The following is a 26,062-nucleotide window of genomic DNA, read 5'->3' on the forward strand; positions in this document are numbered from 1 at the left end:
TCGGTGTCGGTGGTGGATGTGACACCGGTGGGAGCGCGGGCGGGTCGGCATGCCAACAGAAAGACCTCAGGAAAGTCTTCCTTCGTTCTACTGGACCCCGTAGTCGGATGACTGGGGGACGGATGGACGCCGCCGCGCAGAACGACCGCACGCTCGTCGAGGCGGTTCGCCGGGGCGACCGGGCCGGCCTGGAAGCCATGTACCGGTGCTACGCCGACCGGCTCCACACGTACGCCCGGGTGCTGCTGCGTGAGCCGGAGGCCGCCGCGGACGCCGTCCACGACGCCTTCCTCACCGCCAGCCAGCGCATCGGTCAGCTCCGCGACCCTGACCGGCTGCGCCCCTGGCTGTACACGATCGTGCGCAACGAGTGTCTCCGGCAGCTGCGGGAACGGTCCCGCTCCGCGCCGTTGGCCGAGGCGGCGGAGCCGGTGGCCGACACCGCCGACCCGGGCACGGGCGTCAACGCCGACCAGGTACGCGACCTCGTGCACGCCGCAGTGGCCGCCCTCAACCCCGGCGACCGCGAGGTGGTCTATCTGGCGATCCGCCACGAGTTGTCCGCCGTCGACATCGGCGTGGCCCTCGGGGTGTCCGCCAACCACGCCCACGCTCGCCTGTCCCGGGCCCGCTCGCAGCTCGAACGGGCCCTCGGCGCGCTGCTCGTGGCCCGGAGCGGAGCGGGGGACTGCCCGGTGCTGGCCGATCTTCTCGACGGTTGGCAGGGCCGCTTCACCCCGACCCTGCGCAAGCGCGTCTCCCGGCACATCGACGGCTGCCCCGCCTGCGGTCTGCTCCGGCGCGAGCAGTTCAACCCGGCGGCGCTGTTGACCGCGTACACGGCCCCGGGTTTCCTCGTCGCCGCGGACCCGGTGTGGTCGAGGCTCACCGAGGTTCAAGCCCAAGTCGACGCCGACGCCGACACCGAGGCCGACACCGAGGCCGACGCCGAGGCCGACACCGAGGCCGACGCCGACACCGAGGCCGACGCCGACGCCGAGGCCGACGCCGACGCGTCGGACGGCCGGATCGACCCGGTCGACGCGGGGCGCGCACCCAACGGGCCCCCCGCTCCGGCGGTGGCGGCGGGTGGGGTCCCGGAGGCTGCTGCGGAAGCACGGCGGACCGTGGCCCACCCGGTCCGGGTGACCTCGGTGTCGGCGCGGCAGGCCCCGACCGGCCGCGACCGGCATCGACGCCGGTTGGCCACGACCGCTGTGCTGTTGGTGCTCCTGGCCATCGGCGGAACCTGGGCGTTGGTCATCGGACACCCGGCCGCCGAGCAGGTCGGGACCTCCGGCGCGCAGGCGCTGCCACTGACGAGTCCGGGTGGCACAGCTCCCGGTGGCACGGCGGTGTCCGGATCGCCACCCCATGGTGTACCGCGATCCGGGCCGGCCAGCACCGACGGTACGACCGACAACCAGGCCGCCTCGACAGCGGCGGGTGCGGCGGCACCCGACCACGGGCCGGCCGGCCCGGATCCGGCGATCACCCCGGCAGGGCCGTCGGTACCGACCACGACCAGCTCGCCGGCCAGGCCCCGGCCGACCGTGCCCTCGCCGACCGTGCCCTCGCCGACCGTGCCCTCGCCGACCGTGCCCCGGCCGGCCGCCTCGCCGCAACTGGCCGCTCCGTTCACGGTCACCGCCGATGCGCACACCCGTTGCGGGTCGGACAGCTACCTCCTGGTGGTACGGGTCACCGGCAGCGCCGCGCTCGGCGACGCCCAGCTGAGCATCACGCCAACCGGTGGTGCCCCGTCGACCCGGGCGATGACCGTGACGGGACCGTCCGCGTCGGTGACCGTGGGACAGTTGCGGGCTACCGGCCTGACCTGGCGGGTACGGGCGACCGCCGCCGACGGCCGTACCGCCCGCAGCCCGTCGTACCCGATCAGCGATCCCTGCGTCCGGCCGGGCTAGCGCCGGGCATCCAGCACCGCCAACCGGTACGCCTGCCCGGGGCGACGACCGCATGACGTGGATCACAGCGCTCGGCTTGCCGATGCCGCCTCGCTGCCTATTCTTGGCTGATGTCCGCTGACAGTGATCCTCCCAGTCCGAGCCGCCGTGCCGACCTGCCCGAGGTGGCCCGGTGGTGATGGAGTGGTTCCTGCTGGCGATCGTGGTGCTGCTCATCGCGGCCAACGCGATCTTCGTGGCGGCGGAGTTCGCCTTCGTCACGGTGGACCGCGCGACCGTGGAACGCGAGGCGAAAGCCGGTGACGGCCGCTCGGCCAGCCTGCTCAAGGGCCTGCGGACGCTGTCGACCCAGCTCTCCGGAGCGCAGCTGGGCATCACCGTCACCAGCCTGATCACCGGTTTCCTGGCCGAGCCGTCCCTGGCCGCGCTGCTGCGCGGCCCACTCGGACTGACCGGCCTGTCCGACAGCGCGACCACCGCGCTCTCGATCTCACTGGCGCTGGTGCTGGCGACCGTCTTCCAGATGGTCCTCGGTGAGCTGGTGCCGAAGAACTGGGCGATCTCCGAACCGCTGCGGGTGGGTCGGGCGGTCGCCGGGGCGCAACGCGGCTTCACCACCGCCGCCGGCCCGCTGATCCGTTTCCTCAACGGCGCGGCCAACTGGATCCTGCACCGGATGGGTATCGAGCCGACCGAGGAACTGGCCTCGGCCCGTTCCCCGCAGGAGCTCTCCTCCCTGGTCAGCCGCTCGGGTCGGGAGGGCACCCTGGACGCCCGGACGGCCGAGCTGGTGGCCCGCTCGATCGACTTCGGTGAGCGTACCGCCGACGACGTGATGACTCCCCGGACCAGGGCCCGGTTCGTCTCCGCCGACGCCTCCGCCGCCGAGATCCTGGCGTTGGCCGCCGACACCGGGCACGCCCGGTTCCCGGTGACCGCCTCCGGCGCGGACGAGGTCCTCGGCGCGGTGCACTTCAAGCACGCCCTGGCCGTGCCCACCGCCGAGCGGGCCCAGCGACCCGTACGCAGCATCATGGTCGACCTGCCCGAGGTTCCCGAGACGATGGAGCTCGACCCGTTGCTGGCCGTGCTGCGCGAACCGGGCCTGCAGATGGCGGTCGTGCTCGACGAGTACGGCGGCACCGCCGGCATCGTCACCCTGGAGGACCTGGTGGAGGAGATCGTCGGGGAGATCGCCGACGAGCAGGACCGGCCGGTACGCCGGCACCACCGGGCCGCCGACGGCACCTGGACGCTGTCCGGGCTGCTCCGCCCGGACGAGGCGTCCCGGCTGATCGACCTCGACCTGCCCGAGGCGCGCAGCGCCGAGACCCTCGGCGGACTGGTCACCGAACAGCTCGGCCGCTTTCCCGAGGTCGGTGACAGCGTGCTGGTGACCGCCGCCGACCGGGCCCATCCCGACGACGACGGCCTGCCCACCCCGGCCGACGTGGAGCTCACCGTCACCCGGCTCGACGGGCGCCGGGTCGACCGGCTCACCCTGCGCCAGGTCGCACCCACCACCGACGCCAGACCCACCCCCGGCACCGTGCCCGCGCCCGCCGGCGACGCCGAGAAGATCGAGGAAGTACGGTCATGAGCGACGTCACCGCCCTGCTGCTGGCCGTGGCGCTGCTGATCGGCAACGCCTTCTTCGTCGGCGCGGAGTTCGCCCTGATCTCGGCCCGCCGTACCCAGATCGAACCGCGCGCCGCAGCTGGCTCCACCATCGCCCGGGTCACCCTGCGGGCGATGGAGAACGTCTCGCTGATGATGGCCGGCGCGCAGCTCGGCATCACCGTCTGTTCGCTGGGCCTGGGCGCCGTCGGCGAACCGGCCGTGGCACACCTGCTGGAACGGCCGTTCGCCGCGATGGGCGTACCGGACGGGCTGCTGCATCCGATCGCCTTCGCGATCGCCCTGGTCGTGGTGGTCTTCCTGCACATGGTCCTCGGCGAGATGGTGCCCAAGAACATCGCCCTGGCCGGCCCGGAACGCTCCGCGCTGATCCTCGGGCCGGTGCTCTACGGCATCGTCACCGTGCTGCGGCCGCTGATCTGGCTGCTCAACCAGCTCGCCAACGCCGTGCTCCGGCTGCTGCGGGTCACCCCGAAGGACGAGGTCGCGTCGGCCTTCACCAGCGAGGAGGTGGCCGGCTTCATCAGCCAGTCCCGCCAGGAAGGCCTCCTCGACCAGCAGGAACACGACCTGCTCACCGGCGCGCTCAGCTTCAACGAGCAGACCGCCGAGAAGGTGGCCCTGCCGCTGTCGTCGCTGGTCACCGTCGCTCAGGACAGCACCCCCGTCGAACTGGAGGAGCAGTGCGCCAGCACCGGCTTCTCCCGCTTCCCGACCACCGGGCCCGACGGAACGCTCACCGGCTACGTACACGTCAAGGACATCCTCGGCGTCCCCGACGAGGACCGGGACCGGCCGGTCGACCGGCAGCGGATCCGCGACCTGGCCACGGTGGACGCCGGGCAGCCGCTGCGCGACGTGCTGGCCGTCATGCAGCAGCAGGGCGCGCACCTGGCCAGGGTGGTGGAGCCGGGTACGGACCGGCTACTGGGCCTGGCCGCCCTGGAGGACGTGATCGAGGAGCTGGTCGGCGAGGTCCGCGACGCCACCCAGCGCGTCCCCGAGCCAGCCCGCGCCTGACCGCCCCGCTCCGCTCCGCGCCCCGCTCCGCCCCGCTCCGCTCCGCCCCGCCCCGCTCCGCCCCGCCCCGCCCCGCTCCGCTCCGCTCCGCCCCGCTCCGCTCCGCTCCGCCCCGCTCCGCTCCGCTCCGCCCCGCTCCGCTCCGCCGAGCGTCCCCCGGGGTGTGCCCTGTGGGCGTGCCCGCGGGGTGTGACCTCTGGGTGTGCCCGCGGTACTGGTGCGACGACTGGCAGCACACGTATCACCGGGACGACTGGTTGGACCTGCTGCCCACCCAGGGCCTGCACACCCGGCTTCCCGCCGACACGCTCGACCGGATCCTCGACGGCACCGGTGCCGCGATCGACGCGGTCGGCGGCAGCTTCCCGATGCGCTACAGCACGGTCACCGTCACGGCCGTCCGCACCTGATCCGGCCCGCTCCGCCGGGCGGCGTTCCCGTGCCCCGACCCGCGCGGCGCGGACCCCGACCCGCGCGGCGCGGATCCCGGAGCGCACCAGCACCCGGAGGCGCCCCGCGACGGCCGGTCAGGCGAGCAGCGTACGCAGGATGCGGGCGAGCTGTTCCCGGTCGGCCGGCGGCAGGTCCCCGAAGAGATCGTCGGCGGCGGCCCGGCGGGCGGCGTACATGGCGGCACCGGCGCGGGTGCCCTCCTCGGTCGGCGTGACCAGGGTGGCGCGCCGGTCCGTCGGGTCGGCCTGCCGCCGCACCAGACCCCGGGCCTGAAGGTCGTCGACGACCTCGGTGGCCGAGCGGGGGGCGATCCGCAGGTGCTCGGCGATCGCACTGAGCCGCAGCGGACCGTGCCGGTTGAGCACGCCGAGCGCCCGGGACTGGGCGGGCGTGACGTCCCACGGCGCGAGCGCCTGACGGGTGCGGTGGCGCAGCCGTCGGGTCACCGCCCAGAACGCCTCGGCGAGGCCGTCCTCGGGCTGGTGCGGGTCCGTGGTCACGGGGACCGGCGGGTCTTCGGGCACGGGAACAACCTACCAGGAGAAGGTGTTGTTCCCTCATGTTGAGGTAACCTCAGCATTAGTCGAAGGTAAGGGAGCATCCCTTGGAACCCGTCCCCTCCGGCCGCGACCGCGGCTCCCACAAGCCCGGCCGCGACCACAAGCCCGGCCGCGACCGCGGCTCCCACGAGCTCAGCGCCGAGGAGCAGGCGCAGGCCCGCCAGGTGTCCCTGCGTCGCATCGGCGGACTCTTCGCCCGGCACCGGGGCGCGCTCGCCACCGTCACCGCGATCATCGTGGCCTCCTCGGTGCTCGCCACGGCCACGCCCTTCCTGCTCCGCGCGGTGATCGACCGGGCCCTGCCCGAGCGCGACCTGCCGCTGCTGGCCTGGCTGGTGGCCGGCCTGGTCGTGGTCGCCGCCGTCACCTCCGTGCTGGGCGTGGCGCAGACCTGGATCTCCACCCGGGTGGGCCAGCAGGTCATGCACCGGCTGCGCACCGACGTCTTCACCCACCTGCAGCGACAGTCACTGGCGTTCTTCACCCGGACCCGCACCGGCGAGGTCCAGTCCCGGATCACCAACGACATCGGTGGCATGCAGTCGGTGGTCACCTCGACCGCCACCTCGATCGCGGCCAACCTGACCACCGTGATCGCCACCGGGGTGGCCATGCTCGCCCTGTCCTGGCGACTGTCGCTGGTCTCCCTCGTCGTGCTGCCACCGGCCATCTGGCTGACCCGCCGGGTCGCCCAGCTCCGTCGGGAGATCACCGCGCGGCGGCAACGTGAACTCGCCGACCTCAACGTCACGGTCGAGGAAGGGCTCTCGGTCAGCGGCGTACACCTGGCCAAGACCCTCGGCACCGGCCCCGCCCTGGCCGCGCGCTTCACCGCCTCCTCGGCCCGCCTGGTCGACCTGGAGCTGCGCTCCGAGCTCGCCGGCCGCTGGCGGATGGCCACGATGAGCGTCGTCTTCGCCGCCATTCCGGCGGTGATCTACCTCAGCGCCGGACTGCCCGGCACCGCCGGGACGCTCAGCATCGGCACCCTGGTCGCCTTCACCGCGTTGCAGGGCGGGTTGTTCCGGCCGCTGACCGGGCTGCTCAACGTGGCCGTCTCGGTCACCGCCTCGCTGGCGCTCTTCGCCCGGATCTTCGAGTACCTGGACCTGCCGGTCGAGGTGGCCGACCCGGCCGAGCCGGTCGAGATCGACAGGCGCCGGGTCCGGGGCGAGCTACGCCTGACCGACGTCACCTTCCACTACCCGGGCAGTGACACCGCCGCCGTAGCCGGGATCAATCTCGACGTCCCCGCCGGCACCAGCCTGGCCCTGGTCGGCGAGACCGGGTCCGGCAAGAGCACCCTGGCCGCGCTGCTGAGCCGGCTCCACGACCCGACCAGCGGCCGGATCACCGTCGACGGCGTCGACCTGCGCCAGCTGCGCCTGGCTGATCTCGCCGCCATCGTCGGGGTGGTCAGCCAGGAGACGTACCTGCTGCACACCACCGTCCGGGAGAACCTGCGCTACGCCCGTCCTGACGCCACCGACGCCGAGATCGAGGCCGCCGCCCGCGCCGCCCAGATCCACGACCTGATCGCCGGCCTGCCCGACGGGTACGACACGGTGGTCGGGTCGCGGGGGCACCGCTTCTCCGGCGGCGAGAAGCAGCGCCTGGCGATCGCCCGGACGCTGCTGCGCGACCCGCGGGTGCTGATCCTCGACGAGGCCACCAGCGCCCTGGACACCGAGACCGAGCGCGCCGTGCAACGGGCGTTCGACGAGGTGGCCCGGGGTCGTACCACCGTCACCATCGCCCATCGGCTGGCCACCGTGCGCGACGCCGACCGGATCGCGGTGCTCGACCACGGGCGGATCGTGGAGTCCGGCGACCACGCCGACCTGCTGGCGCGGGCCGGCCGCTACGCCGCCCTCGCCGCCTGACAGCCCCGCTCCGGCGGCGCTCCGCGCACCGTCCCGGACCGGCCGATCCGGCCAGATGCGTTCGTGGTGGCCGGCACCAGGGGCAGGAGCAGCGGCAGGACGTCGGCTGCGACGTACGACGCATTGACACGCCCTGTCGTCGCTGGCCAGACTGACGGCACAAGTCCACAAGCGCGTACGTGCGGGGGAAGTCCGGTCTGAGTCCGGCGCTGGCCCGCAACGGTAGGCCGTCGAGGTGATCCACTTTCGACGGCGAGCCCGAATACCCGCCGTACGCGTGAATTCGTTCCCCCACCCGTCGTGGCCCACGGGTCGGAGTCCCGGTCCTCCGCGTCACGACGGTCGTCCGGGTTTCTGACGACCGCCGGGCCGGAAAGGCGCTTCCGATGGTCGTCCGCCTGAGCCGGCACCACCTGCTCGTCCTCCTCTGCGGTCTGCTCGCCGCCCTCACCCTCACCACCCCCGCGCTCGCCGCGCCCGCGCCCGCCGGCCCGGTGCCGACGGGCCCGACCCGCGCCGAGGCCGCCGCCGGTTGGCTGGCCCGTCAACTCGTCGACGGCGAACGCCTCGAAGTGGTCTTCGACGGCGTCGCCTACCCCGACCAGGGGCTCACCCTCGACGCGGTCCTCGCCTTCGCCGCCGCCGGCGTCGCCGACGACTTCGGTGCGTCGGCACTGGCCTGGGTCACCCGGCCGGACATCCGCGACGGTTACGTCGGCGACGGCAGCACCGAGGCGTACGCCGGCGCCACCGCGAAGCTCGCCCTCGCCGTCGCGGTACGCGGCGCGGATCCGACCGATGTGGGCGGGGTCGACCTGACCGCCCGGCTGCGTTCGCTGCAGTCGACCGACGGCCGGTTCACCGACCGGTCCGCGTTCGGCGACTACAGCAACGCCTTCAGCCAGTCCCTGGCGATCCTCGCCCTGCACCGCACCGCGCCGGGGGTGCCTCCGGCGGCGGCGTCCTGGCTGGCCGGTACCCGGTGTGCCGACGGCGGTTATCCGCTGCTGCCCGCCCAGCCGGTCTGTACCTCCGACGTGGACGCCACCGCGCTCGCGGTGCAGGCGCTGCGGGCCGCCGGCCGCCCGGCCGACGCCGCCGCCGGGCTGCGCTGGCTGGTCTCCGTGCAGGGCACCGACGGCGGATTCGGCAACGCCAACAGCACCGGTCTCGCCGCGCAGGCGCTACGCGCCGGCGGCCGGCCGCTGGCCTGGGCTCGGGCCCGCACCTTCCTCACCGGACTCCAGGTGGGCTGCGCCGGTGCGCCGGCCGACCGGGGCGCGGTCGACTTCGACGGCGGCACCTTCGATCCGCAGACCGCCGTCCGCGCGACCGCACAGGCCGTCCTCGGCCTGACCGGCACCGGGTACGCCCAGCTCTCGGCCACTGGGGCGACCGCCGGGGCACCGGTGACCTCCTGCCCCTGAGCGGCCCCGGTGCGCCACCCGTCCGGTCCCCGCTCGTCCCAGCTCAGCTCGCCGTGCCCCAGCTCGCCTCACCCAACTCCCCTCACCTCAGCTCGTCTCACCTCGGCTCGTCCGACCACAGGAGGACGTCATGTTCCGTCACCGTTGCGCCATCCGCCGCCGGCTCGCCGGGCTGCTGGCCGCCGCCGTCGCCGCCGTCGCACTGACCGCGGTCGAACCCGCACCCCGGGCGGCGCACGCCGCCGCCTGCACCGGCACCACCGGAGTGACCGTGGTCGTCGACTTCGCCGCCCTCGGCGGGGGCGTCCAGGTCGCCTGCGCCCTCGGCGATCCGGCCACCGGGGTGGCCGCCCTGCAGGGCGCCGGCTTCACCGTCACCGGCACCTCGCGCTGGGGGCTGGCCTTCGTCTGCCGGATCAACGGCAAGCCCACCGCCGCGACCGACCCGTGCGTCAACACCCCGCCCGCCACGGCGTACTGGTCGTACTGGCACGCCTCCGGCAGCGGCGCGGCCTGGTCGTACAGCACCTCCGGCGCGTCCAGCTACAACCCCGCGCCGGGCAGCGTCGAGGGCTGGTCCTTCGGCGCGGGCGCCGCACCGAGCATCACCGCTCCCTGACCTGCCGCCCCGGGGTGGACCGGGCGTCGACCGACCACACTGCGAAAGGCACCCTCATGCCACTGTCCGCGCCACGGCCACCCGGGCCCCGGCCACCGTCCCGACCGCCCGTACCCCGGCCACCCGTCTCCCCGGCACCCGCGTCCCAACGGCTCGTGTCCCGACGGCTCATCTCTCGGCGGCTCGTGTCCCGGCGGCACATTTCTCGGCGGTTCGGTGCCGGTCTCGCGGCCAGCACGGCGGTGACCCTGGCCGCGCTCAGCGCCGTACCCCTGAGCGGGGTGGCCGCACCGGCGGCGGCCGATACCGCCGCCGGGCGCGCCGCCGCGACCTGGCTGGCCGGGGAGTTCGACGACGGGGCGCTGCCCGGACCGTTCGGCGGCCCGGACTGGGGCCTGACCATCGACGGGATCCTCGCGCTCTCCGCGACCGGGGTCGCCGCACCGACCCGGCAGGCGGCAACCGCGCAGGTCGCGGCGCACGTACGGGCCTACAACAGCTACGACGACTGGGGTATCCCCGGCTTCACCGACGGTGGGGCGACGGCCAAACTGCTGTACGCCGCCGCAGCCGCCGGAGCCGATCCCACCGCATTCGGCGGCTTCGACCTGCGGGCCGAGACGCTGTCCCTGATCGCCGGGGCGGACGCCGGGCACCAGCGGGGGCGGATCACCAGCCGGACCACCGCCGACAGTGGACCGGACGCCAGCAACACCTTCGACCAGTCCTTCGCCGTGCTGGGCCTGGCCCGCAGTGGTGACCTGCCACCGGCCACCGTCGACTTCCTGCTCCGGCAGCAGTGCGCGGCGGGCGGGTTCCGGCTCTACCCGGACACCGTGGACGGGCCGTCACCCTCCTGCGACGAGCAGGCCGACGCGCTCCTCGACGTCGACTCGACCGCGATGGCCGTCCAGGCGCTGTTGGCCGCCGCCGACGCCGGTGCCGGCGGTGCCGCCGACGCGGCCGGCCGGGCGGCGGACTGGCTGGTCGCCCAGCAGCACCCGGACGGGTCGTTCGGTGGTTCGGGGCCGACCACCGGCGCGAACTCCAACAGCACCGGCCTGGCCGGGCAGGCCCTCGCCGCCGCGGGGCGCGACACCGCGGCCACCCGGGCCGCCGATGCGCTGCGCGCGCTGCAACTGACCACGGCGAACGGCGGGGCGGCCGCCGCCGACGCGGGAGCCGTCGCGTACAACACCACCGAGTTCACGGCGGGAGTTCAGGCCGGTATCGCCGACACCGGCCGGGACCAGTGGCGTCGGGCCACCGCGCAGGCGCTGCTCGGGCTGGTCCAGGTGCCGCTCGGCCGGATCGGCCTCGACCCGCCGCCGTCGCCGGAGCCGACCCCGACCGGCACCGTCACCCCGACCTCCTCGCCGACCGCCACGGCCACCCCGACCGGCACCGCCCCGCCCACGCCCACCGGGTCGCCGACCCCGGGCACACCGACACCGACCGGTACGGCCCCGGCCAGCCCGACACCGAGCGGCTCGGCCGGTGCCACACCGCAGACCCCGGCCCCCACCACGCCGGCCGTCGTGCCGGAGCCGACACCGACCGGTGGGCTGCCCAGGACCGGTGCGGCGATCGTCAGCTACGTACTGGTCGCGGCCCTGCTGGTCGGGGTGGGCGTACTGCTGCTGGTGCTGACCCGACGGCGGGCGACATGACGGGGTCCCGGCGGGCCGGGCTGGTCGTCGTCGGGGTGCTGGCGGGCACGGTGGGCGTGCCGGGGCCGGCCGCGTCGGCGGCCGGCTCCGCCGGGTACTGCCCGGACGCCTCCGGCGTCACCGTCGTGGTCGACTTCAACGAGCTCGGCGGCGGCACCGTGGTGCGGTGTGCCCCCGGCGCGCAGAGCACCGGCCTGACCGCACTCAAGGACGCCGGTTTCCAGGTCACCGGCACCCTGCGCTGGGGTGAGGGGTTCATCTGCCGGATCGAGGGCAAGCCGTCGGCGGCCGCGGAGAAGTGCGTCGACACGCCACCGGCCAGCGCCTACTGGTCGTACTGGCACGCGCAGGACGGCGGCAGCTGGGCGTACAGCGACAAGGGGGTGCTCAACCGCAGGCCACCGGCGGGCAGCTTCGAGGGCTGGTCGTTCTCGCTGAACCGCAGCGGCAACGACGCGCCCCGACCGGACGTGGCACCGAAACGCCCCGCCCCGCCACCGCCCGCACCGCCACCGCCGGGCCCGGTCGCACCCCCGCCTGGACCGGTCGCGCCTCCGCCGGCCGGCGACGACGGGCCGGTCGCGCCACCACCGCCGGCCGCCGACGGTGGACCGGTCGTACCGCCGGCCGCCGGCGGCGCGCCGGTCGGTCCGCCACCGGCAGCCGACGGTCGGCCCGCTCCGGCACCGACGGCCGGGACCGCCGGACCCACACCCCCCACCGGTACGCCGCCGACCGGTGCACCGACGCCGAGCGGGGCGGCACCGACCGCACCGGCCGGTGGTGCCGGTACGTCGGCCGACCCCGCCGGTCAGCCGCCGCTGACGCCGATCGCCGGACGCCGGGACGGTGGCGGGCTCCCCCTGGGTACGGTGGCCGGCGTCCTGGTGCTGGCCGTACTCGCCGCCGGTGGCCTGGTCGCCGCCCGACGACGACGGACCGCCGAGCCGGATGACTGAGCCGTCCCGGCGCTCGGCGCGGCTGCCCCGGGCGCTGCACCCCGGCGCGTGGTGGCTGTGGGCGCTCGGCCTGGCCACCGCCGCCAGCCACACCACCAGTCCGCTGCCGCTGGGGCTCTTCGTCGCCGTCGCCGCGCTGGTGGTGGTCCGCCGACGCGGGGACGCGCCGTGGGCGCTGGCCTTCCGGATGTACCTGGTCCTGGGCGCGGTGATCGTGGCGATGCGGGTGGTGTTCCGGATCGTGTTCGGCGGTGGGCAGGGCGAGACCGTGCTGGTCCGGCTGCCGGAGATCCCGCTGCCCGAGTGGGCCGCCGGCATCCGGCTCCTCGGGCCGGTCGCCGCCGAACAGCTCCTCGGCGGGTTCTACGACGGGCTGCGGCTGGCCACCATGCTGGTCTGCCTCGGCGCGGCGAACGCGTTGGCCAACCCGAAGCGGCTGCTCAAGGCCGTACCCGGGGCGCTCTATGCGGTGGGTACGGCGGTGGTGGTGGCCCTGTCGGTGGCCCCGCAGCTGGTGGAGAGCGTGCTGCGGGTCCGCCGGGCCCGGCGGCTGCGCGGGGCCTCCGGCCGGGGCGTCCGGGCGTTGCGGGGCATCGCGTTGCCGGTGCTGGCCGACGCGCTGGACCGGTCCCTGGCGCTGGCCGCCGCGATGGACTCCCGGGGGTACGGCCGCACCGCGGCGGTGCCGGCCGGCCAGCGTACGGTCACCGGCGCGCTGGTGCTCGGCGGTCTGGTCGGGGTCTGCGCCGGTACCTACGGGTTGTTGGACGCCACCGGGCCCGGTTACCTGGGCCTGCCGATGCTGCTCGCCGGGCTGGCCACCGCCGTGACCGGGATGGTGCTGGCCGGCCGTCGGGTCCGGCGGGGCCGCTACCGCCCGGACCGTTGGCGTACCGCGGAGTTGCTGGTGGCCGGCTGCGGTGCGACGGTCGCCGGGCTGACGGTGCTGGCCGGCTCGCTCGACCCGGAGCTGCTGTATCCGCCGGTCAGCCCGCTCACCTGGCCCGAGCTGACGCCGTTGACGCTGCTCGCGGTAGCGGTCGCGGCGGCACCGGCCTGGCTGGCACCGCCACCGGTGCTGACCCGGTCGACCCCGCCGCCCGCACCGACCCCGGCCGGTGGCACGAGCCGCCTGCCGGTCCCGTCCGGAGCCCGGGGAGGCCCACGGTGATCGAGTTCGACCGGGTGACCGTCCGGTACGCCGACAGCGACCAACCGACGCTGCGGAACGTGACGCTCCGCATCGACGAGGGCGAACTCTGCCTGGTCGTCGGGCGCACCGGCACCGGCAAGTCCACCCTGCTGCGGGCGGTCAACGGGCTGGTGCCGCACTTCACCGGCGGCACCCTGCACGGCACCGTCACGGTGGACGGCCGGGACACCCGCCACCATCCGCCGCGTGACCTCGCCGACGTGGTGGGCGTGGTCGGACAGGATCCGCTCGCCGGGTTCGTCACCGACACGGTCGAGGAGGAACTCGCCTACGGGATGGAACAGCTCGCCCTGCCGGCGACGGTGATGCGCAAACGGGTGGAGGAGACCCTGGACCTGCTCGGCATCGCCGAGCTGCGGGACCGGCCGCTGCGGACCCTCTCCGGCGGGCAGCAGCAGCGGGTCGCCATCGGCGCGGTGCTCACCGCCCACCCCCGGGTGCTGGTGCTCGACGAGCCCACCTCCGCGCTGGACCCGACCGCCGCCGAGGACGTTCTGGCCGTGGTGACCCGGCTGGTGCACGACCTCGGGGTGACCGTGGTGCTGGCCGAGCACCGGCTGGAGCGGGTGGTGCAGTACGCCGACCGGCTGCTCCACCTGCCCGGCGACGGCCGGGTGGTGTCCGGGGACCCGGCCACCGTCCTGGCCGGCGTCGACATCGTGCCGCCGCTGATCGAGCTGGGTCGCCTCGCCGGCTGGACGCCGCTGCCGCTGTCGGTCCGCGACGCCCGCCGCCACGCCACCGACCTGCGCCACCGACTCACCGCGACCGCTTCGGGGACGGCGGCTCCGGGCGCGGCAGCTTCCGGCGGGACGGTTCCGTCCGGACCGACTCCCGGCGCGGCGGCTCCGCCCGCCGTGCTGACCGCGCGGAAGATCGTGGTGCGGTATCCGGGCACCGTCGCCGTGGCCGGGGTCGACCTCGACCTGCACCCGGGGCGGATCGTGGCGCTGATGGGGCGCAACGGCTCCGGCAAGTCCAGCCTGCTCTGGGCGGTGCAGGGCAGCGGCCCCCGGCAGGGCGGCACGGTCACCGTGGTCGGCCCGCAGGGGGCCGTGGACCCGAAGGCCCTGCCGCCGGGCCGGGCCCGACGACAGGTGGGGCTGGTCCCGCAGACCCCCGGTGACCTGCTGTACCTGGAGACCGTGGACGCCGAGTGCGGCCAGGCCGACCGGGAGACCGGTACGCCGGCCGGCAGCTGCCGGGCGCTGCTGGACCAGCTCGCCCCCGGGCTGCCCGGCGACCGGCACCCCCGGGACCTGTCCGAGGGGCAGCGGTTGGCGCTCGCCCTCGCCGTCCAGCTCACCGCCGCCCCACCGGTGGTGCTGCTGGACGAGCCGACCCGGGGCCTGGACTACCGCGCCAAACGGCAGTTCGCCGCGATCGTCCGCCGGTTGGCCGCCGACGGGCGGGCGGTGGTGGTCGCCACGCACGACGTGGAACTCGTCGCCTCCCTCGCCGACCGGGTGGTGGTGCTGGCCGAGGGGGAGATCGTCGCCGACGGCAGCACCACCGAGGTGATGCTCGCCTCGCCGGCCTTCGCCCCGCAGGTGGCCAAGGTCCTCGCCCCCGCGCCCTGGCTGACCGTGGACCAGGTCACCGCCGCCCTCGGTACGGACGGGTCGCCGTCGTGAGCGGGCGGACCGACCGGGCCGGCACGAACGTGCTGCGGGTCGCGCCGCGCACGGCGGTCGTGCTGCTGCTCGCCTCGGTCGCCGCGCTGGCCACCTTCACCTGGCCGTTCTTCGTCCCCGCCCAGCCCGAGGGGACGGCCAGGACCGGGGAGGCGCCGCTGGTGTTCCTGGTGGTGCTGCCGGTCCTGGTGGCGTTGGTGTTGGCCGAACTCAGCTCCGGCGGCATCGACAGCAAGGCGTTGGCGATGCTCGGCGTACTCGCCGCCGTCAACGCCGCGTTGCGCCCGCTCGGTGCCGGTACCGCCGGCATCGAGACGGTCTTCTTCCTGCTCGTCCTCGCCGGCCGGGTGTTCGGGCCCGGCTTCGGCTTCCTGCTCGGCTCGACGTCGTTGTTCGCCTCCGCGCTGCTCACCGCCGGGGTGGGGCCGTGGCTGCCGTTCCAGATGCTGGCCGCGTCCTGGATCGGCCTGGGCGCCGGCCTGCTGCCGGCCGGGCTGCGTGGCCGGGCGGAGGTCGCCGTCCTGGCCGGCTACGGCGTGCTGGCCGCGTACGGCTACGGCCTGCTGATGAACCTGTGGTTCTGGCCGTTCAGCATCGGCGCGGACACCCAGCTCTCCTACGTGGCGGGTGCCCCGCTGCTGGAGAACCTGCACCGCTTCGCCGTCTTCACCGCGGTCACCTCCACCTTCGGCTGGGACACCGGCCGCGCCGTCACCACCGCTGTGGCGATCGTCCTGGCCGGCCCGGCGGTGCTCGCCGCGCTGCGCCGGGCCGCCCGCCGGGCCGCCTTCGGCGCACCTGTCACCTTCGCCGACCCCGCCCATCCGGGTACGATGTCACCTCTTGGTCCGGACCGTAGGCGCTGAGCTACCAGCGCGTCGTGGCCCCGGCACTCCGTCGGGTTCCAGCCGGGGGCCGATCAGCCGGAGCCCGTCCCACCGCACGAGAACCTCTCGCCTCCGGGTGGCGTCGCCGACCTGGTCCAACTCGTAACCCTCAAGCCACACCCACCCGTGGTAGGTGACAAGATCTTCCCGGACCCGGATCAACCGGAACATGATCGGCTTGACGAACTGCACGCTCGCCGCCCGAGTGAGGTGCAGAACATCCCCCGCCCTGATCGCCATCCTCACGGTTCGAACCGCCGCCGGGCGATGATCCGCGCTCGGGCCACCCGCACCTGCCAGCAACCGCCGACCTCGCAGGCGGGACACTGGCGGTGGCGGTGGATCAACCTACGTTGACCGTCATCAGGTTCACGATGATCCAGCTCAAGGCCCGTGGTCTCGTGTACGGTCAGCCGGGCCCGGGCGTGTACGTCACGAGCGGTGAATCAGCCTGAGCACCTGCGCCGAGGCCGGCTGAACAGCATCGATCGACGAGCGGACGCAGGGATCACCTGACCGAATCCGCAGGCCCGACCAGACCCAACAGCTCACGGCGCCAAGCCGCGAACCGGCCACGCAGACTCTCCAATGCCCGACCGGTGACCTTGTACTGGGCGAAGTCATCGGCATCAAGCAGATCGGCCTGCCCGAGAGCATCGGCGAAGAGACGCCGATCAAAGCCACGGTCGGCACGTTCGATGAGACCCAAGAGATTCTCTCGGGTGTATCGGCTGGATCGCAGCGCGGCATCGATGTCGACGAAGTCACGGGCGAAGGCTCGTCCGTAGAGCGCGCCCATCTTGTTCGCGACTGCGTCATCCGGATGCAGGACCGGCCCAATCGCCATGAGGATCGGTTCGTTTGCCCGCCAGTCCACGCCGAGTTCGACCTTGGAAACGCGGCAGCCGTCCGTGATTGTCAACCGAGCGAAGGTGTCGTACTGCCGCTCGATTCCAACGGTGAGGCCGTCGAGGCGATAGGCGTGCAGAACGGCCTCGACCGCAGCGGTGAACTCTTCGCGACGGTCCCAGGCAGTGAACAGATCGACATCCTCACTGGGCCGCTCGACAAGCCCGGCAGCCTGGACCGCGTAGCCGCCAGCGAGAGCGAACCCGTAACGATGAGTGGCCGCGAGGCCGATACGGGCGAGTCGTTCGTGAAAGGGATCCACCGTTACGCGGCGTCAACCTGGGTGGCAGCGAGCTCGGGAAAGGTCTCTTCCCAGCGACGGCGTAGCTGAGGTGGCAGCCAGAGGCTGGGCCAGAGCTGTAGGAGAAGGTCGGCGTTGAGCCACCTGTTCAGATCGCCGACGGTGCCGGCTTCGGCGAGCACCACCTTGTACATGCTGGCCAAGCGTCCGGGCCGGCTCAGGTCGTACTCGGCGTGACCCGACCAGTCCAGGTGGCGCGGAAGCGAGACCACTCCACCGGTGGGGCCACCCAGCGCGGCAAGGCTTTCGGCCACGACGTACGGCTTCCGATCGCCATACGAACGGTAGTCCGTCGGTGGCCGGAGAGAGGTCTCGGATCTACGGCCCATGACCAGCATTCTATCTGGCTGGGCCGAGCATGACGGCACTGTGGCGACGGCGGGTCCCGTGGACGACTGAGGCGCCCACGGTGGCCCGCACGTCCTGCCGGGTCAGGGGCCGGCCGGTGGTTGGCCCGCGGTGGTTGCGACGAGCAGGGACAGCTCCCGGACCAGGTCGTCCATGGGTTGCCCGCTGCCCGCTCGGACCAGACCGAGCGCCAGGTCGGCGAGCAGGTAGAACCCGAGGGTACGGGCCGGCTCGCTGGGGAAGGCCGCGAGCAGTTCCTCGGCACCGGCCAGGTCACCACGGTGTTTGGCGGCGATGACCCCGGCGGCGCGTTGGACCAGCTCCGCGGCGGCCGGGGTGGCTGCGCTCATCGGATCAGATCTTCGGGCCGCTGGCCCGGGCGGCGTCGAACCGGGCGATCACGTCCGACCAGTTGACCAGCCCCCACAGCCGGTCCACGTAGTCCGGCCGGACGTTGCGGTACTGCAGGTAGTAGGCGTGCTCCCAGGCGTCGAAGACCAGCAGCGGGGTGGACCCCTGCCCGACGTTGCCGTGGTGGTCGTAGACCTGTTCCACGATGAGCCGCCGCCCGAGCGGTTCCCAGGCCAGGACGCCCCAGCCGGAGCCCTGCACGCCCTTGGTCGCCGCCGACAGCTGACCGGCGAAGGCGTCGAAGGAGCCGAAGTGCTCGTCGATCGCCGCGGCCAGCTCGCCGTCGGGGCGGTCGCCGCCGTCCGGGGACAGGTTGCCCCAGAAGATCGAGTGCAGGACGTGACCGGAGAGGTTGAACGCGAAGGTCTTCTCCAGCCCGACGAGCGTGCCGAAGTCACCCTTGGCGCGGGCCTCGGCGAGCTGTTCCAGTCCGTCGTTGGCACCCTTGACGTACGCGGCGTGGTGCTTGTCGTGGTGCAGTTCCAGGATCTGTCCGGACATGGCCGGTTCCAGCGCGCCGTAGTCGTAGGGCAGGTCGGGCAGGGTGTAGGACGTCATCGACTCTCCTCAGCCAGTTTCGCTATTCTCTTGCTATTGCCCATAGTTTGCAACAAGAGCATCGGTTTCGGGAGGCCCATCCGGGGCAAACAGGAGCAGGCACTAGACAAGCGAAGTGCGATTCGTGAATAATCGAGCGTAGTTCGAGGGGGAGTACCCGCCACCGGCCGCGCGGCCGTCAGTACGGACCAGTCCGGTCCCGGTCGCGCGAACCGCCCACCAGCGGTTCGGGGAGACCTTCGACCCCTCGCCGACGGTGTGCGTCGGCCCGGTCGAAGGAGGCGGCATGTCGGTGTCCGTACCGTGGTGGGCCTGGTTGGCGTTGAGCGCCGCGATCGCCGCGATGCTCGCGATCGACCTGTTCCTGCACCGCGACAACCATGTCATCGGGTTCCGGGAGGCGGCCACCTGGTCGGCGGTCTGGATCGCGGCGGGCCTGGCCTTCGGCGTGGTGCTCTGGCTCTGGCAGGGCGACGAGGCCGCCGGCGCCTACTTCGCCGGTTACCTGATCGAGAAGGCGCTGTCGATCGACAACGTCTTCGTCTTCGCCCTCATCTTCACCTACTTCTCGGTGCCGGCGGCCTTCCAGCACAAGGTGCTCTTCTGGGGCGTCATCGGCGCCCTGCTCTTCCGCCTCGTTTTCATCTTCGTCGGCGCGGGACTGCTGGAGACCTTCTTCTGGACCGCGTACCTGTTCGGCGCATTCCTGATGTACACCGGCTGGAAGATGGCCTTCCAGCACGGCCAGGAGATGCACCCGGACCGCAACATCGTGGTCCGGACGGTCCGCCGGATCATCCCCACCGACAGCCGGTACCACGGGGACCGGTTCTTCACCCGGGTCGACGGCAAGCGGGTAGCCACCCTGCTCTTCGTCGTCCTGATCGCGGTGGAGGCCACCGACCTGATCTTCGCGATCGACTCGGTAGCGGCGATCCTGGCGATCACCACCAGCACCTTCATCGTCTGGACCGCCAACGCCTTCGCCGTACTCGGCCTGCGCAGTCTCTACTTCTGTCTCGCCGGGCTGCTGCGCCGCTTCGTGCACCTGCACTACGGCCTGGCCTTCCTGCTCGCCTTCGCCGGGATCAAGCTGATCCTCTCCGAGACCCCGGTGGGCAAGCTGCCCATCCCGCTCACCCTCGGCGTCATCGTCGCCACCCTCGCGGTGACCATCGGCTGGAGCATGGTCAGCACCCGCAACGATCCCGACCGGCAGCAGTCGTGAGCACGTGCGGAGCCCGCACCCGGATCGGCTATCGTGGGCAGGTGAGGCGTTGATGGGGACGAGTACCGCCGCACGCAGCCAGGAGCGACCCGGGGACGGTGGAAGCCCGGGGGTGTGCGCGTCGGGAAGATCACCCCGGAGCCGTCGGAGGAAAGGCCACCCGGCCGAGTAGAACCGACCGCACGACAACGAGAGGGCCGTACGCGGCCAAGGAGGGTGGTACCGCGGGGCCCCGGCCTCGTCCCTCCGCCGGAGCACCGCACGCGCATCCGACGGAGGAGCCATGTACCGCAGCGTCCCCACCCAGGTCGCTCTGCCCGCCCTCGACCACGAGGTTCTCGACTTCTGGCAGGCCAACAGCGTCTTCGAGCGCAGCCTGGAGCAGTCCGAGGGCCGCCCGGAGTGGGTGTTCTACGAGGGGCCGCCGACGGCCAACGGGATGCCCGGCACCCACCACATCGAGGCCCGGGTCTTCAAGGACGTCTTCCCCCGCTACCGGACGATGAAGGGCTTCCACGTGGCCCGCAAGGCGGGCTGGGACTGCCACGGCCTGCCGGTCGAGCTGGCCGTGGAGCGGGAGCTGGGCTTCGCCGGCAAGCAGGACATCGAGAAGTTCGGCATCGCCGAGTTCAACGCCCGTTGCCGCGAGTCGGTGACCCGGCACACCGACGCGTTCGCCCAGCTCACCGAGCGGATGGGCTACTGGGTCGACATGGCCGACGCGTACCGGACGATGGATCCGCAGTACATCGAGTCGGTCTGGTGGTCGCTCAAGCAGATCTTCGACAAGGGCCTGCTGGTCGAGGACTTCCGGGTCGCGCCGTGGTGCCCGCGCGACGAGACCGGGCTCTCCGACCACGAGCTGGCCCAGGGGTACGAGACGGTCGTCGACCCGTCGGTCTACGTCCGGTTCCCGCTCACCTCCGGCCCGCTGGCCGACCGGGCCTCGCTGCTGGTCTGGACCACCACCCCGTGGACGCTGCCCTCGAACGTCGCGGTGGCCGTGCACCCGGACGTCCGGTACGTGGTCGCCACCGACGGCAACGAGCAGCTCGTGGTGGCCGAGCCGCTGCTGGCGTACGCGCTGGGTGACGGTTGGGACCTGACCGGGGAGTCGTTCCGGGGCAAGGAGCTGGAGCGGTGGAGCTACCGGGCCCCGTTCGACCTGGTCGAGGTCCCCGACGCGCACATCGTGATCCTGGCGTCCTACGTGACCACGGACAGCGGCACCGGCCTGGTCCACCAGGCACCCGCCTTCGGCGCGGACGACCTGGCCAGCAGCCGCGCGTACGGGCTGCCGATGGTCAACCCGGTGCAGCCCAACGGCCGCTTCGAGGCGGGCCTGCCGCTGGTCGGTGACCTGTTCTTCAAGGCTGCCGACCAGCCGCTGGTGGAGGACCTGGCCGCCCGGGGGCTGCTCTTCAAGCACGTGCCCTACGAGCACAGCTACCCGCACTGCTGGCGCTGCCACACCGCGCTGATCTACTACGCCCAGCCCTCCTGGTACGTACGCACCACGGCCGTCCGCGACGAGCTGCTGCGGGAGAACGAGCGGACCACCTGGCAGCCGGCCACCGTCAAGCACGGCCGGTACGGCGACTGGCTGAACAACAACGTCGACTGGGCGCTGTCCCGGCGGCGGTACTGGGGCACCCCGCTGCCCATCTGGCGGTGCGAGCAGGAGCACCTGACCTGCGTCGGGTCGCTCGCCGAGCTGAGCGAGCTGACCGGCACCGACCTGACCGACCTCGACCCGCACCGGCCGTACATCGACGAGGTGACCTTCGCCTGTCACTGCGGCGCGACGGCCCGTCGGGTGCCGGAGGTCATCGACGCCTGGTACGACTCCGGGGCGATGCCGTTCGCGCAGTTCGGCTACCCGTACCACAACACCGAGCTGTTCGAGCGGCGCTACCCGGCGCAGTTCATCTCCGAGGCCATCGACCAGACCCGGGGCTGGTTCTACACCCTGATGGCGATCGGCACGCTGGTCTTCGACCGCTCGTCCTACGAGACGGTGGTCTGCCTGGGGCACATCCTGGCCGAGGACGGCCGGAAGATGTCCAAGCACCTGGGCAATATCCTGGAGCCGATGCCGCTGATGGAGCAGCACGGCGCGGACGCGGTGCGCTGGTTCATGGCCGCGGTCGGCTCACCCTGGTCGGCCCGTCGGGTCGGGCACACCGCCCTCCAGGAGGTGGTCCGCAAGATCCTGCTGACCTACTGGAACACCGTCGCCTTCCAGTCGTTGTACGGCCGTACCGCCGGTTGGTCGCCGTCGGCGGCGGACCCGGCGCCGCAGGACCGTCCGGTGCTGGACCGGTGGCTGCTCTCCGAGCTGAACACGCTGGTGCAGCAGGTGGACACGGCGATGGCCGCCTTCGACACCCAGCAGGCCGGCCGGCTGCTCTCGGCCTTCATCGACGACCTGTCCAACTGGTACGTCCGGCGCAGCCGTCGCCGGTTCTGGCGGGGCGACCCGGCGGCGCTGGCCACCCTGCACGAGGCGCTGCGCACGCTGACCCTGCTGATGGCCCCGCTCACCCCGTTCGTCACCGAGCGGGTCTGGCAGGACCTGGTGGTGCCGGTAGCCCCGGACGCCGCGTCGTCGGTGCACCTGGCCGGGTACCCGGAGGCCGACGCCGCGTTGATCGACCCGGCGCTCTCCGGGCAGATGGCGCTGGCCCGGCGGCTGGTCGAGCTGGGCCGGGCGGCCCGCGCCGACTCCGGGATGAAGGTACGCCAGCCGCTGTCCCGCGCGCTGGCCTCGGCCACCGGCTTCGCCGACCTGCCGGACGAGCTGCTGGCCGAGATCGCGGCCGAGTTGAACGTCGGGTCGGTGACCGCCGTGGGCGCCACCGGCACCTCGCTCGTCGACACCACCGCGAAGGCCAACTTCCGTACCCTGGGTCGGCGGTTCGGCAAGGGGGTGCAGCAGGTGGCCGCGGCGATCGCGGCGGCCGACGCGGCGGCGTTGAAGGACTCGCTGCGCTCGACCGGTTCGGCGACCGTCGTGGTGGGCGACGAGCAGGTGACGCTCGGCCCGGACGAGGTGGTCGTGGTGGAGACCCCCCGGGAGGGTTGGGCGGTGGCCACCGACTCCGGTGCCACCCTGGCGCTGGACCTGCACCTCACCCCGGAGCTGCGCCGCGCCGGTACGGCCCGGGACGCGATCCGGCAGATCCAGGAGGCCCGCAAGTCCAGCGGGCTGGAGGTGGCCGACCGGATCGAGCTGCGGTACCGGCCGAGCCGGGAGGAGACCGCGTTGGCCCTGGCCGAGCACCGGGAGCTGGTCGCCGAGGAGGTGCTGGCCACCGACTGCGCCGAGGGTGAGCCGTCCTGGCCGGACGCCGAGCCGTTCACCGACGAGGCGCTCGGCCTGACCTTCTGGCTGCGCCGGGTCTGACCTGACCGGTGTCCCGGGCCGTGGTCGTCACCGTGGCCCGGGACACCGCACGCCTATGCTCGACGGGTGGCGGAGAGCGAACCGGCCGTGCTGGCCGAGATACTGCAGTCGGCCGAGGACGCCGCACCGGTCGAGGCGGTCGAGGCCGTCACCGGGGCCGTCGCGCGGGCGCTTCGACAGCGTGAAGTTCACGACAGCCCCTCCGTTCCGGAAACCGGAAAACTCGGTTCTCGGTTGTCACCGTACCTACGCTGCCAGACCCGGGCCTCGATCGCCCGTTGACCAACGGTGATCGACGGGGCGAAAGGGAAAGACGCCTGGCAGCGGCCCAAGTCGGCCGACACCAGGCGCCGGGAGTGTCAGAGGTCGATGATGTTGCCCTGCTCGTCGATGCCGTGATCGCGCCAGTAGACGTCCCACTCGTCGTCGACGTGCTTCGGGACCTTGCCCTCCGGGTAGTGCACCCACCCGGCGGGTGGCTCCTGGCCCTTCGGGATGCAGTCGGAGCCGTTGTTCACCCCGACCGCGAGGATCGGGTAGTCGCCGTCGCCGCAGATGCTGTCCTGGAAGGAACAGCCGCTGGTCGCCATCGAGCCGACCAGCCCGAGGGTGGCGAGGAGGATCGTCATCCGGTTACGCATGGGAAGCATTCTGCTGCCCGCGACCGGGTCGGCCATCGGTACAGGTACTCAGTCCTCTCCATGACCTACGTCACTCCTTGGTGGAGTGCCGACCGACCTTGCCGGAGCAGACATCGATGGCTATGTTATCGGTAACACGGGAGCCTCTTCGCTCGGCGCGGACGTCACGGGCAGCGTCCGCACACCCCATCACCACGCGCCAGCATGGCGAGGAGTCTCCTGATGAGTGCGTACGACGTTCGAAGAACCCGAGGACGGATCGGCCTGGTCGCCGGCGCGGTGGCGCTGATGATGACGGCCGGCCTGATGGTCGCCGGCAACGCCCAGGCCGCAGCCGGTTGCCAGGTGGCGTACACCGTGTCGGCGCAGTGGCAGGGTGGTTTCACCGCCGACGTGAAGGTCACCAACCTCGGTGACCGGGTCGACGGCTGGAGCCTTACCTGGGCCTTCCCGTCCGGCCAGCGGGTGACCCAGGCGTGGAACGCCACGGTCACCTCCGCCGGGGCCCAACACACCGCGAAGAACCTGAGCTACAACGCCGCGATCGGCACGAACGCGGCGGTCTCCTTCGGCTTCAACGGGTCCTGGTCGGGCGGCAACACGGCACCTACCTCGTTCGCCCTCAACGGCGTCACCTGCACCGGCAGCGTGGGCACGCCGACCCCACCCCCCACCACCGGGCCCCCGTCCCCTACGCCGACGAATTCACCGTCACCGTCACCGTCGCCCGGTGGCGACGCGATGGCGACGGTGGCCGCGATGCAACCGGGTTGGGGGCTGGGCAACACCCTCGACGCCATCCCCGACGAGACCGCCTGGGGCAACCCGCTGGTCACCCAGGCCCTGCTACGCCAGATCCGCTCGCAGGGGTACAACAGCATCCGGATCCCGGTGACCTGGACCGACCACACCGGTCCGGCCCCCTCGTACACCATCGACCCGGTCTGGTTGAACCGCGTCCGCCAGGTGGTCGACTGGTCCCTCGCGGAGGGCCTGTACGTGATGATCAACCTGCATCACGACTCCTGGCAGTGGCTCAACGGTTACCTCGCCGACCGCACCACGGTGATGAACCGTTACACCGCGCTCTGGACCCAGCTCGCCACCACCTTCCGGGGCCACTCGTCGAAGCTGACCTTCGAGAGCATCAACGAGCCGCAGTTCGCCGGCACCTCCGGCGAGGCCCAGGGCGACGAGCTGCTGCACGAGCTGAACCTCGCGTTCGTCCGCCTGGTACGCGCCTCCGGTGGCAACAACGCCACCCGGCTGCTCGTGCTACCCACCCTGTACACCACCTCCGATCAGGCCCGACTCGACGCACTGACGACCACGCTCGACCAGCTCCGGGACCCCAACATCGCCGCGACCGTGCACTTCTACGGCTGGTGGCCGTTCAGCGTCAACATCGCCGGCGGCATCCGCTACGACGCCACCGTGGAGAAGGACCTGGTCGACGGCTTCGACCGGGTCCACGACACCTTCGTCGCCCGGGGGATCCCGGTGATCATCGGCGAGTGGGGCCTGCTCAGCTACGACTACACCCGGCCCGGCATCATCCAGCGGGGCGAGCTGCTGAAGTTCTTCGAGGCGGTCGGCCACCACGCCCGGACCAGGAAGCTCACCACCATCCTCTGGGACGCCGGGTCCTTCCTCAACCGCAACACCCTGCAATGGCGTGACCAGGGCCTCTACCAGCTGATGAAGGCGAGTTGGACCACCCGCTCCGCCACCGCCGCCACGGACCAGCTCTACCTGCCCCGCACCGGCACCATCGCCAGCAGGGCCCTCACCCTGAACCTGAACGGGGTCTCATTCCAGGGGCTGCGCCAGGGCAGCACCAACCTGGTCGCCGGCACCGACTACACCGTGTCGGGCAACACCCTCACGCTGACTGCCGCCGCGTTGACCCGGCTGGCGGGCAACCGCGCGCCGGGCGTCAACGCCACCCTCGAAGCCCACTTCTCGGCGGGTGTGCCCTGGCAGATCAGCGTCATCTCGTACGACCCGCCGACCCAGGCCGCGGCCACCGGCACCACCAGCTCGTTCGCCGTCCCCACCCAGTTCCGCGGCGACCAGCTCGCCACCATGGAGGCCAGGTACGCCGACGGCAGCAACGCCGGCCCGGCGAACTGGACCTCGTACAAGGAGTTCTGGACGCACTTCCAACCCGACTACACCGCGAACACCATCCTGCTGAAGCCCGAGTTCTTCGCCGAGGTCAACGACGGTCCGGTCGTCCTGACCTTCCACTTCTGGAGCGGTGCCCGGCTCACCTACCGGCTGACCAGGTCCGGCGGCACCGTCACCGGCAGCGTCGGCTGACGCCTCGGGTCCGACCGCGCCGCCGGCGTGGTCGGACCGCCCGACGACCA

At 72.7% G+C, this 26,062-nt stretch carries 23 protein-coding genes and 1 riboswitch; of the genes, 16 read left to right on the top strand and 7 right to left on the bottom strand.

The annotated features are described in order from the left end of the window. The first annotated feature begins 107 nt into the window (after positions 1 to 107). The 4 genes from GA0070617_RS28475 (at position 108) to GA0070617_RS28490 (ending at position 4,993) form a co-directional block, all read left to right on the top strand. A complete protein-coding gene (locus GA0070617_RS28475) occupies positions 108 to 1,925 on the top strand; it encodes a sigma-70 family RNA polymerase sigma factor (protein ID WP_091445340.1) in 1,818 nt (605 codons plus the stop codon). 178 nt (positions 1,926 to 2,103) lie between these two features. After that, positions 2,104 to 3,525: a hemolysin family protein gene (locus GA0070617_RS28480; protein ID WP_229688286.1), complete on the top strand. Its 1,422-nt coding sequence runs from the start codon at positions 2,104 to 2,106 to the stop codon at positions 3,523 to 3,525. Further along, positions 3,522 to 4,583, top strand: coding sequence for a hemolysin family protein (locus GA0070617_RS28485; RefSeq protein WP_091445342.1), 1,062 nt, complete (start codon positions 3,522 to 3,524; stop codon positions 4,581 to 4,583). Before GA0070617_RS28480 ends, GA0070617_RS28485 begins: the two co-directional genes overlap by 4 nt. A 176-nt stretch (positions 4,584 to 4,759) precedes the next feature. After that, positions 4,760 to 4,993: a hypothetical protein gene (locus GA0070617_RS28490; protein WP_175440699.1), complete on the top strand. Its 234-nt coding sequence runs from the start codon at positions 4,760 to 4,762 to the stop codon at positions 4,991 to 4,993. 117 nt (positions 4,994 to 5,110) lie between these two features. On the opposite strand, the gene GA0070617_RS28495 is transcribed toward GA0070617_RS28490, so the two are convergent. After that, positions 5,111 to 5,560, bottom strand: coding sequence for a MarR family winged helix-turn-helix transcriptional regulator (locus GA0070617_RS28495; protein WP_229688250.1), 450 nt, complete (start codon positions 5,558 to 5,560; stop codon positions 5,111 to 5,113). A gap of 200 nt (positions 5,561 to 5,760) precedes the next feature. Between GA0070617_RS28495 and GA0070617_RS28500 the strand changes: the two genes are divergently transcribed. The 8 genes from GA0070617_RS28500 to GA0070617_RS28535 all read left to right on the top strand — a co-directional run bounded on the left by GA0070617_RS28500 (position 5,761) and on the right by GA0070617_RS28535 (position 15,867). After that, positions 5,761 to 7,479 (top strand): ABC transporter ATP-binding protein, encoded by a 1,719-nt coding sequence (locus GA0070617_RS28500; protein ID WP_175440827.1) that lies wholly within the window; start codon positions 5,761 to 5,763, stop codon positions 7,477 to 7,479. Between the two features lie 138 nt (positions 7,480 to 7,617). Next, a riboswitch (cobalamin riboswitch) is annotated at positions 7,618 to 7,767 on the top strand. Between the two features lie 98 nt (positions 7,768 to 7,865). Then, on the top strand, positions 7,866 to 8,906 hold the full coding sequence (locus GA0070617_RS28505; RefSeq protein WP_091445348.1) for a prenyltransferase/squalene oxidase repeat-containing protein: 1,041 nt from the start codon (positions 7,866 to 7,868) through the stop codon (positions 8,904 to 8,906). A gap of 130 nt (positions 8,907 to 9,036) precedes the next feature. Beyond that, a complete protein-coding gene (locus tag GA0070617_RS28510; protein WP_091445350.1) occupies positions 9,037 to 9,525 on the top strand; it encodes a hypothetical protein in 489 nt (162 codons plus the stop codon). Between the two features lie 155 nt (positions 9,526 to 9,680). Beyond that, complete coding sequence (locus GA0070617_RS28515; RefSeq protein ID WP_425312210.1) at positions 9,681 to 11,195, top strand: cell wall anchor protein; 1,515 nt, start codon at positions 9,681 to 9,683, stop codon at positions 11,193 to 11,195. Beyond that, positions 11,192 to 12,154: a hypothetical protein gene (locus tag GA0070617_RS28520; protein ID WP_229688252.1), complete on the top strand. Its 963-nt coding sequence runs from the start codon at positions 11,192 to 11,194 to the stop codon at positions 12,152 to 12,154. Before GA0070617_RS28515 ends, GA0070617_RS28520 begins: the two co-directional genes overlap by 4 nt. Then, a complete protein-coding gene (locus GA0070617_RS28525; RefSeq protein ID WP_229688253.1) occupies positions 12,147 to 13,325 on the top strand; it encodes a CbiQ family ECF transporter T component in 1,179 nt (392 codons plus the stop codon). Before GA0070617_RS28520 ends, GA0070617_RS28525 begins: the two co-directional genes overlap by 8 nt. Beyond that, the gene (locus tag GA0070617_RS28530; RefSeq protein ID WP_091445353.1) at positions 13,322 to 15,001 is read left to right on the top strand and encodes an ABC transporter ATP-binding protein; all 1,680 of its coding nucleotides are present in this window, start codon (positions 13,322 to 13,324) and stop codon (positions 14,999 to 15,001) included. The genes GA0070617_RS28525 and GA0070617_RS28530 overlap by 4 nt, the downstream gene beginning before the upstream one ends. Next, on the top strand, positions 14,998 to 15,867 hold the full coding sequence (locus GA0070617_RS28535; protein ID WP_091445355.1) for an ECF transporter S component: 870 nt from the start codon (positions 14,998 to 15,000) through the stop codon (positions 15,865 to 15,867). The genes GA0070617_RS28530 and GA0070617_RS28535 overlap by 4 nt, the downstream gene beginning before the upstream one ends. Here the strand turns inward: GA0070617_RS28535 and GA0070617_RS32270 are convergent. The 5 genes from GA0070617_RS32270 to GA0070617_RS28560 form a co-directional block, all read right to left on the bottom strand. Beyond that, positions 15,838 to 16,128, bottom strand: coding sequence for a hypothetical protein (locus GA0070617_RS32270; protein ID WP_308472674.1), 291 nt, complete (start codon positions 16,126 to 16,128; stop codon positions 15,838 to 15,840). The two genes, GA0070617_RS28535 and GA0070617_RS32270, sit on opposite strands and share 30 nt — an antisense overlap. 268 nt (positions 16,129 to 16,396) lie before the next feature. Then, positions 16,397 to 17,059 (bottom strand): nucleotidyl transferase AbiEii/AbiGii toxin family protein, encoded by a 663-nt coding sequence (locus GA0070617_RS28545; RefSeq protein ID WP_091445357.1) that lies wholly within the window; start codon positions 17,057 to 17,059, stop codon positions 16,397 to 16,399. Positions 17,060 to 17,061: 2 nt separating this feature from the next. Beyond that, positions 17,062 to 17,352 carry a hypothetical protein gene (locus tag GA0070617_RS28550; RefSeq protein WP_091447670.1) on the bottom strand — a complete coding sequence of 97 codons (291 nt, stop codon included), beginning with the start codon at positions 17,350 to 17,352 and terminating at the stop codon, positions 17,062 to 17,064. Between the two features lie 177 nt (positions 17,353 to 17,529). Then, on the bottom strand, positions 17,530 to 17,796 hold the full coding sequence (locus GA0070617_RS28555) for a hypothetical protein (protein ID WP_091445360.1): 267 nt from the start codon (positions 17,794 to 17,796) through the stop codon (positions 17,530 to 17,532). Between the two features lie 4 nt (positions 17,797 to 17,800). Further along, complete coding sequence (locus GA0070617_RS28560) at positions 17,801 to 18,415, bottom strand: superoxide dismutase (protein ID WP_091445363.1); 615 nt, start codon at positions 18,413 to 18,415, stop codon at positions 17,801 to 17,803. Between the two features lie 292 nt (positions 18,416 to 18,707). Here GA0070617_RS28560 and GA0070617_RS28565 point away from each other — a divergent pair, with 292 nt between their 5' ends. The 3 genes from GA0070617_RS28565 (at position 18,708) to GA0070617_RS28575 (ending at position 23,331) form a co-directional block, all read left to right on the top strand. Continuing rightward, complete coding sequence (locus tag GA0070617_RS28565) at positions 18,708 to 19,643, top strand: TerC family protein (protein ID WP_091447673.1); 936 nt, start codon at positions 18,708 to 18,710, stop codon at positions 19,641 to 19,643. Positions 19,644 to 19,926: 283 nt separating this feature from the next. Next, complete coding sequence (gene ileS, locus GA0070617_RS28570; RefSeq protein ID WP_091445366.1) at positions 19,927 to 23,049, top strand: isoleucine--tRNA ligase; 3,123 nt, start codon at positions 19,927 to 19,929, stop codon at positions 23,047 to 23,049. A 66-nt stretch (positions 23,050 to 23,115) separates the two neighbouring features. Continuing rightward, positions 23,116 to 23,331, top strand: coding sequence for a hypothetical protein (locus GA0070617_RS28575; protein ID WP_091445367.1), 216 nt, complete (start codon positions 23,116 to 23,118; stop codon positions 23,329 to 23,331). Between the two features lie 77 nt (positions 23,332 to 23,408). On the opposite strand, the gene GA0070617_RS28580 is transcribed toward GA0070617_RS28575, so the two are convergent. Continuing rightward, complete coding sequence (locus GA0070617_RS28580) at positions 23,409 to 23,690, bottom strand: SCO0607 family lipoprotein (RefSeq protein WP_229688254.1); 282 nt, start codon at positions 23,688 to 23,690, stop codon at positions 23,409 to 23,411. Between the two features lie 222 nt (positions 23,691 to 23,912). Between GA0070617_RS28580 and GA0070617_RS28585 the strand changes: the two genes are divergently transcribed. Beyond that, positions 23,913 to 26,012 carry a cellulase family glycosylhydrolase gene (locus GA0070617_RS28585; RefSeq protein WP_091445371.1) on the top strand — a complete coding sequence of 700 codons (2,100 nt, stop codon included), beginning with the start codon at positions 23,913 to 23,915 and terminating at the stop codon, positions 26,010 to 26,012. The last annotated feature ends 50 nt before the right edge of the window (positions 26,013 to 26,062 follow it).

Source organism: Micromonospora yangpuensis, assembly GCF_900091615.1.
GTDB lineage: Bacteria > Actinomycetota > Actinomycetes > Mycobacteriales > Micromonosporaceae > Micromonospora > Micromonospora yangpuensis.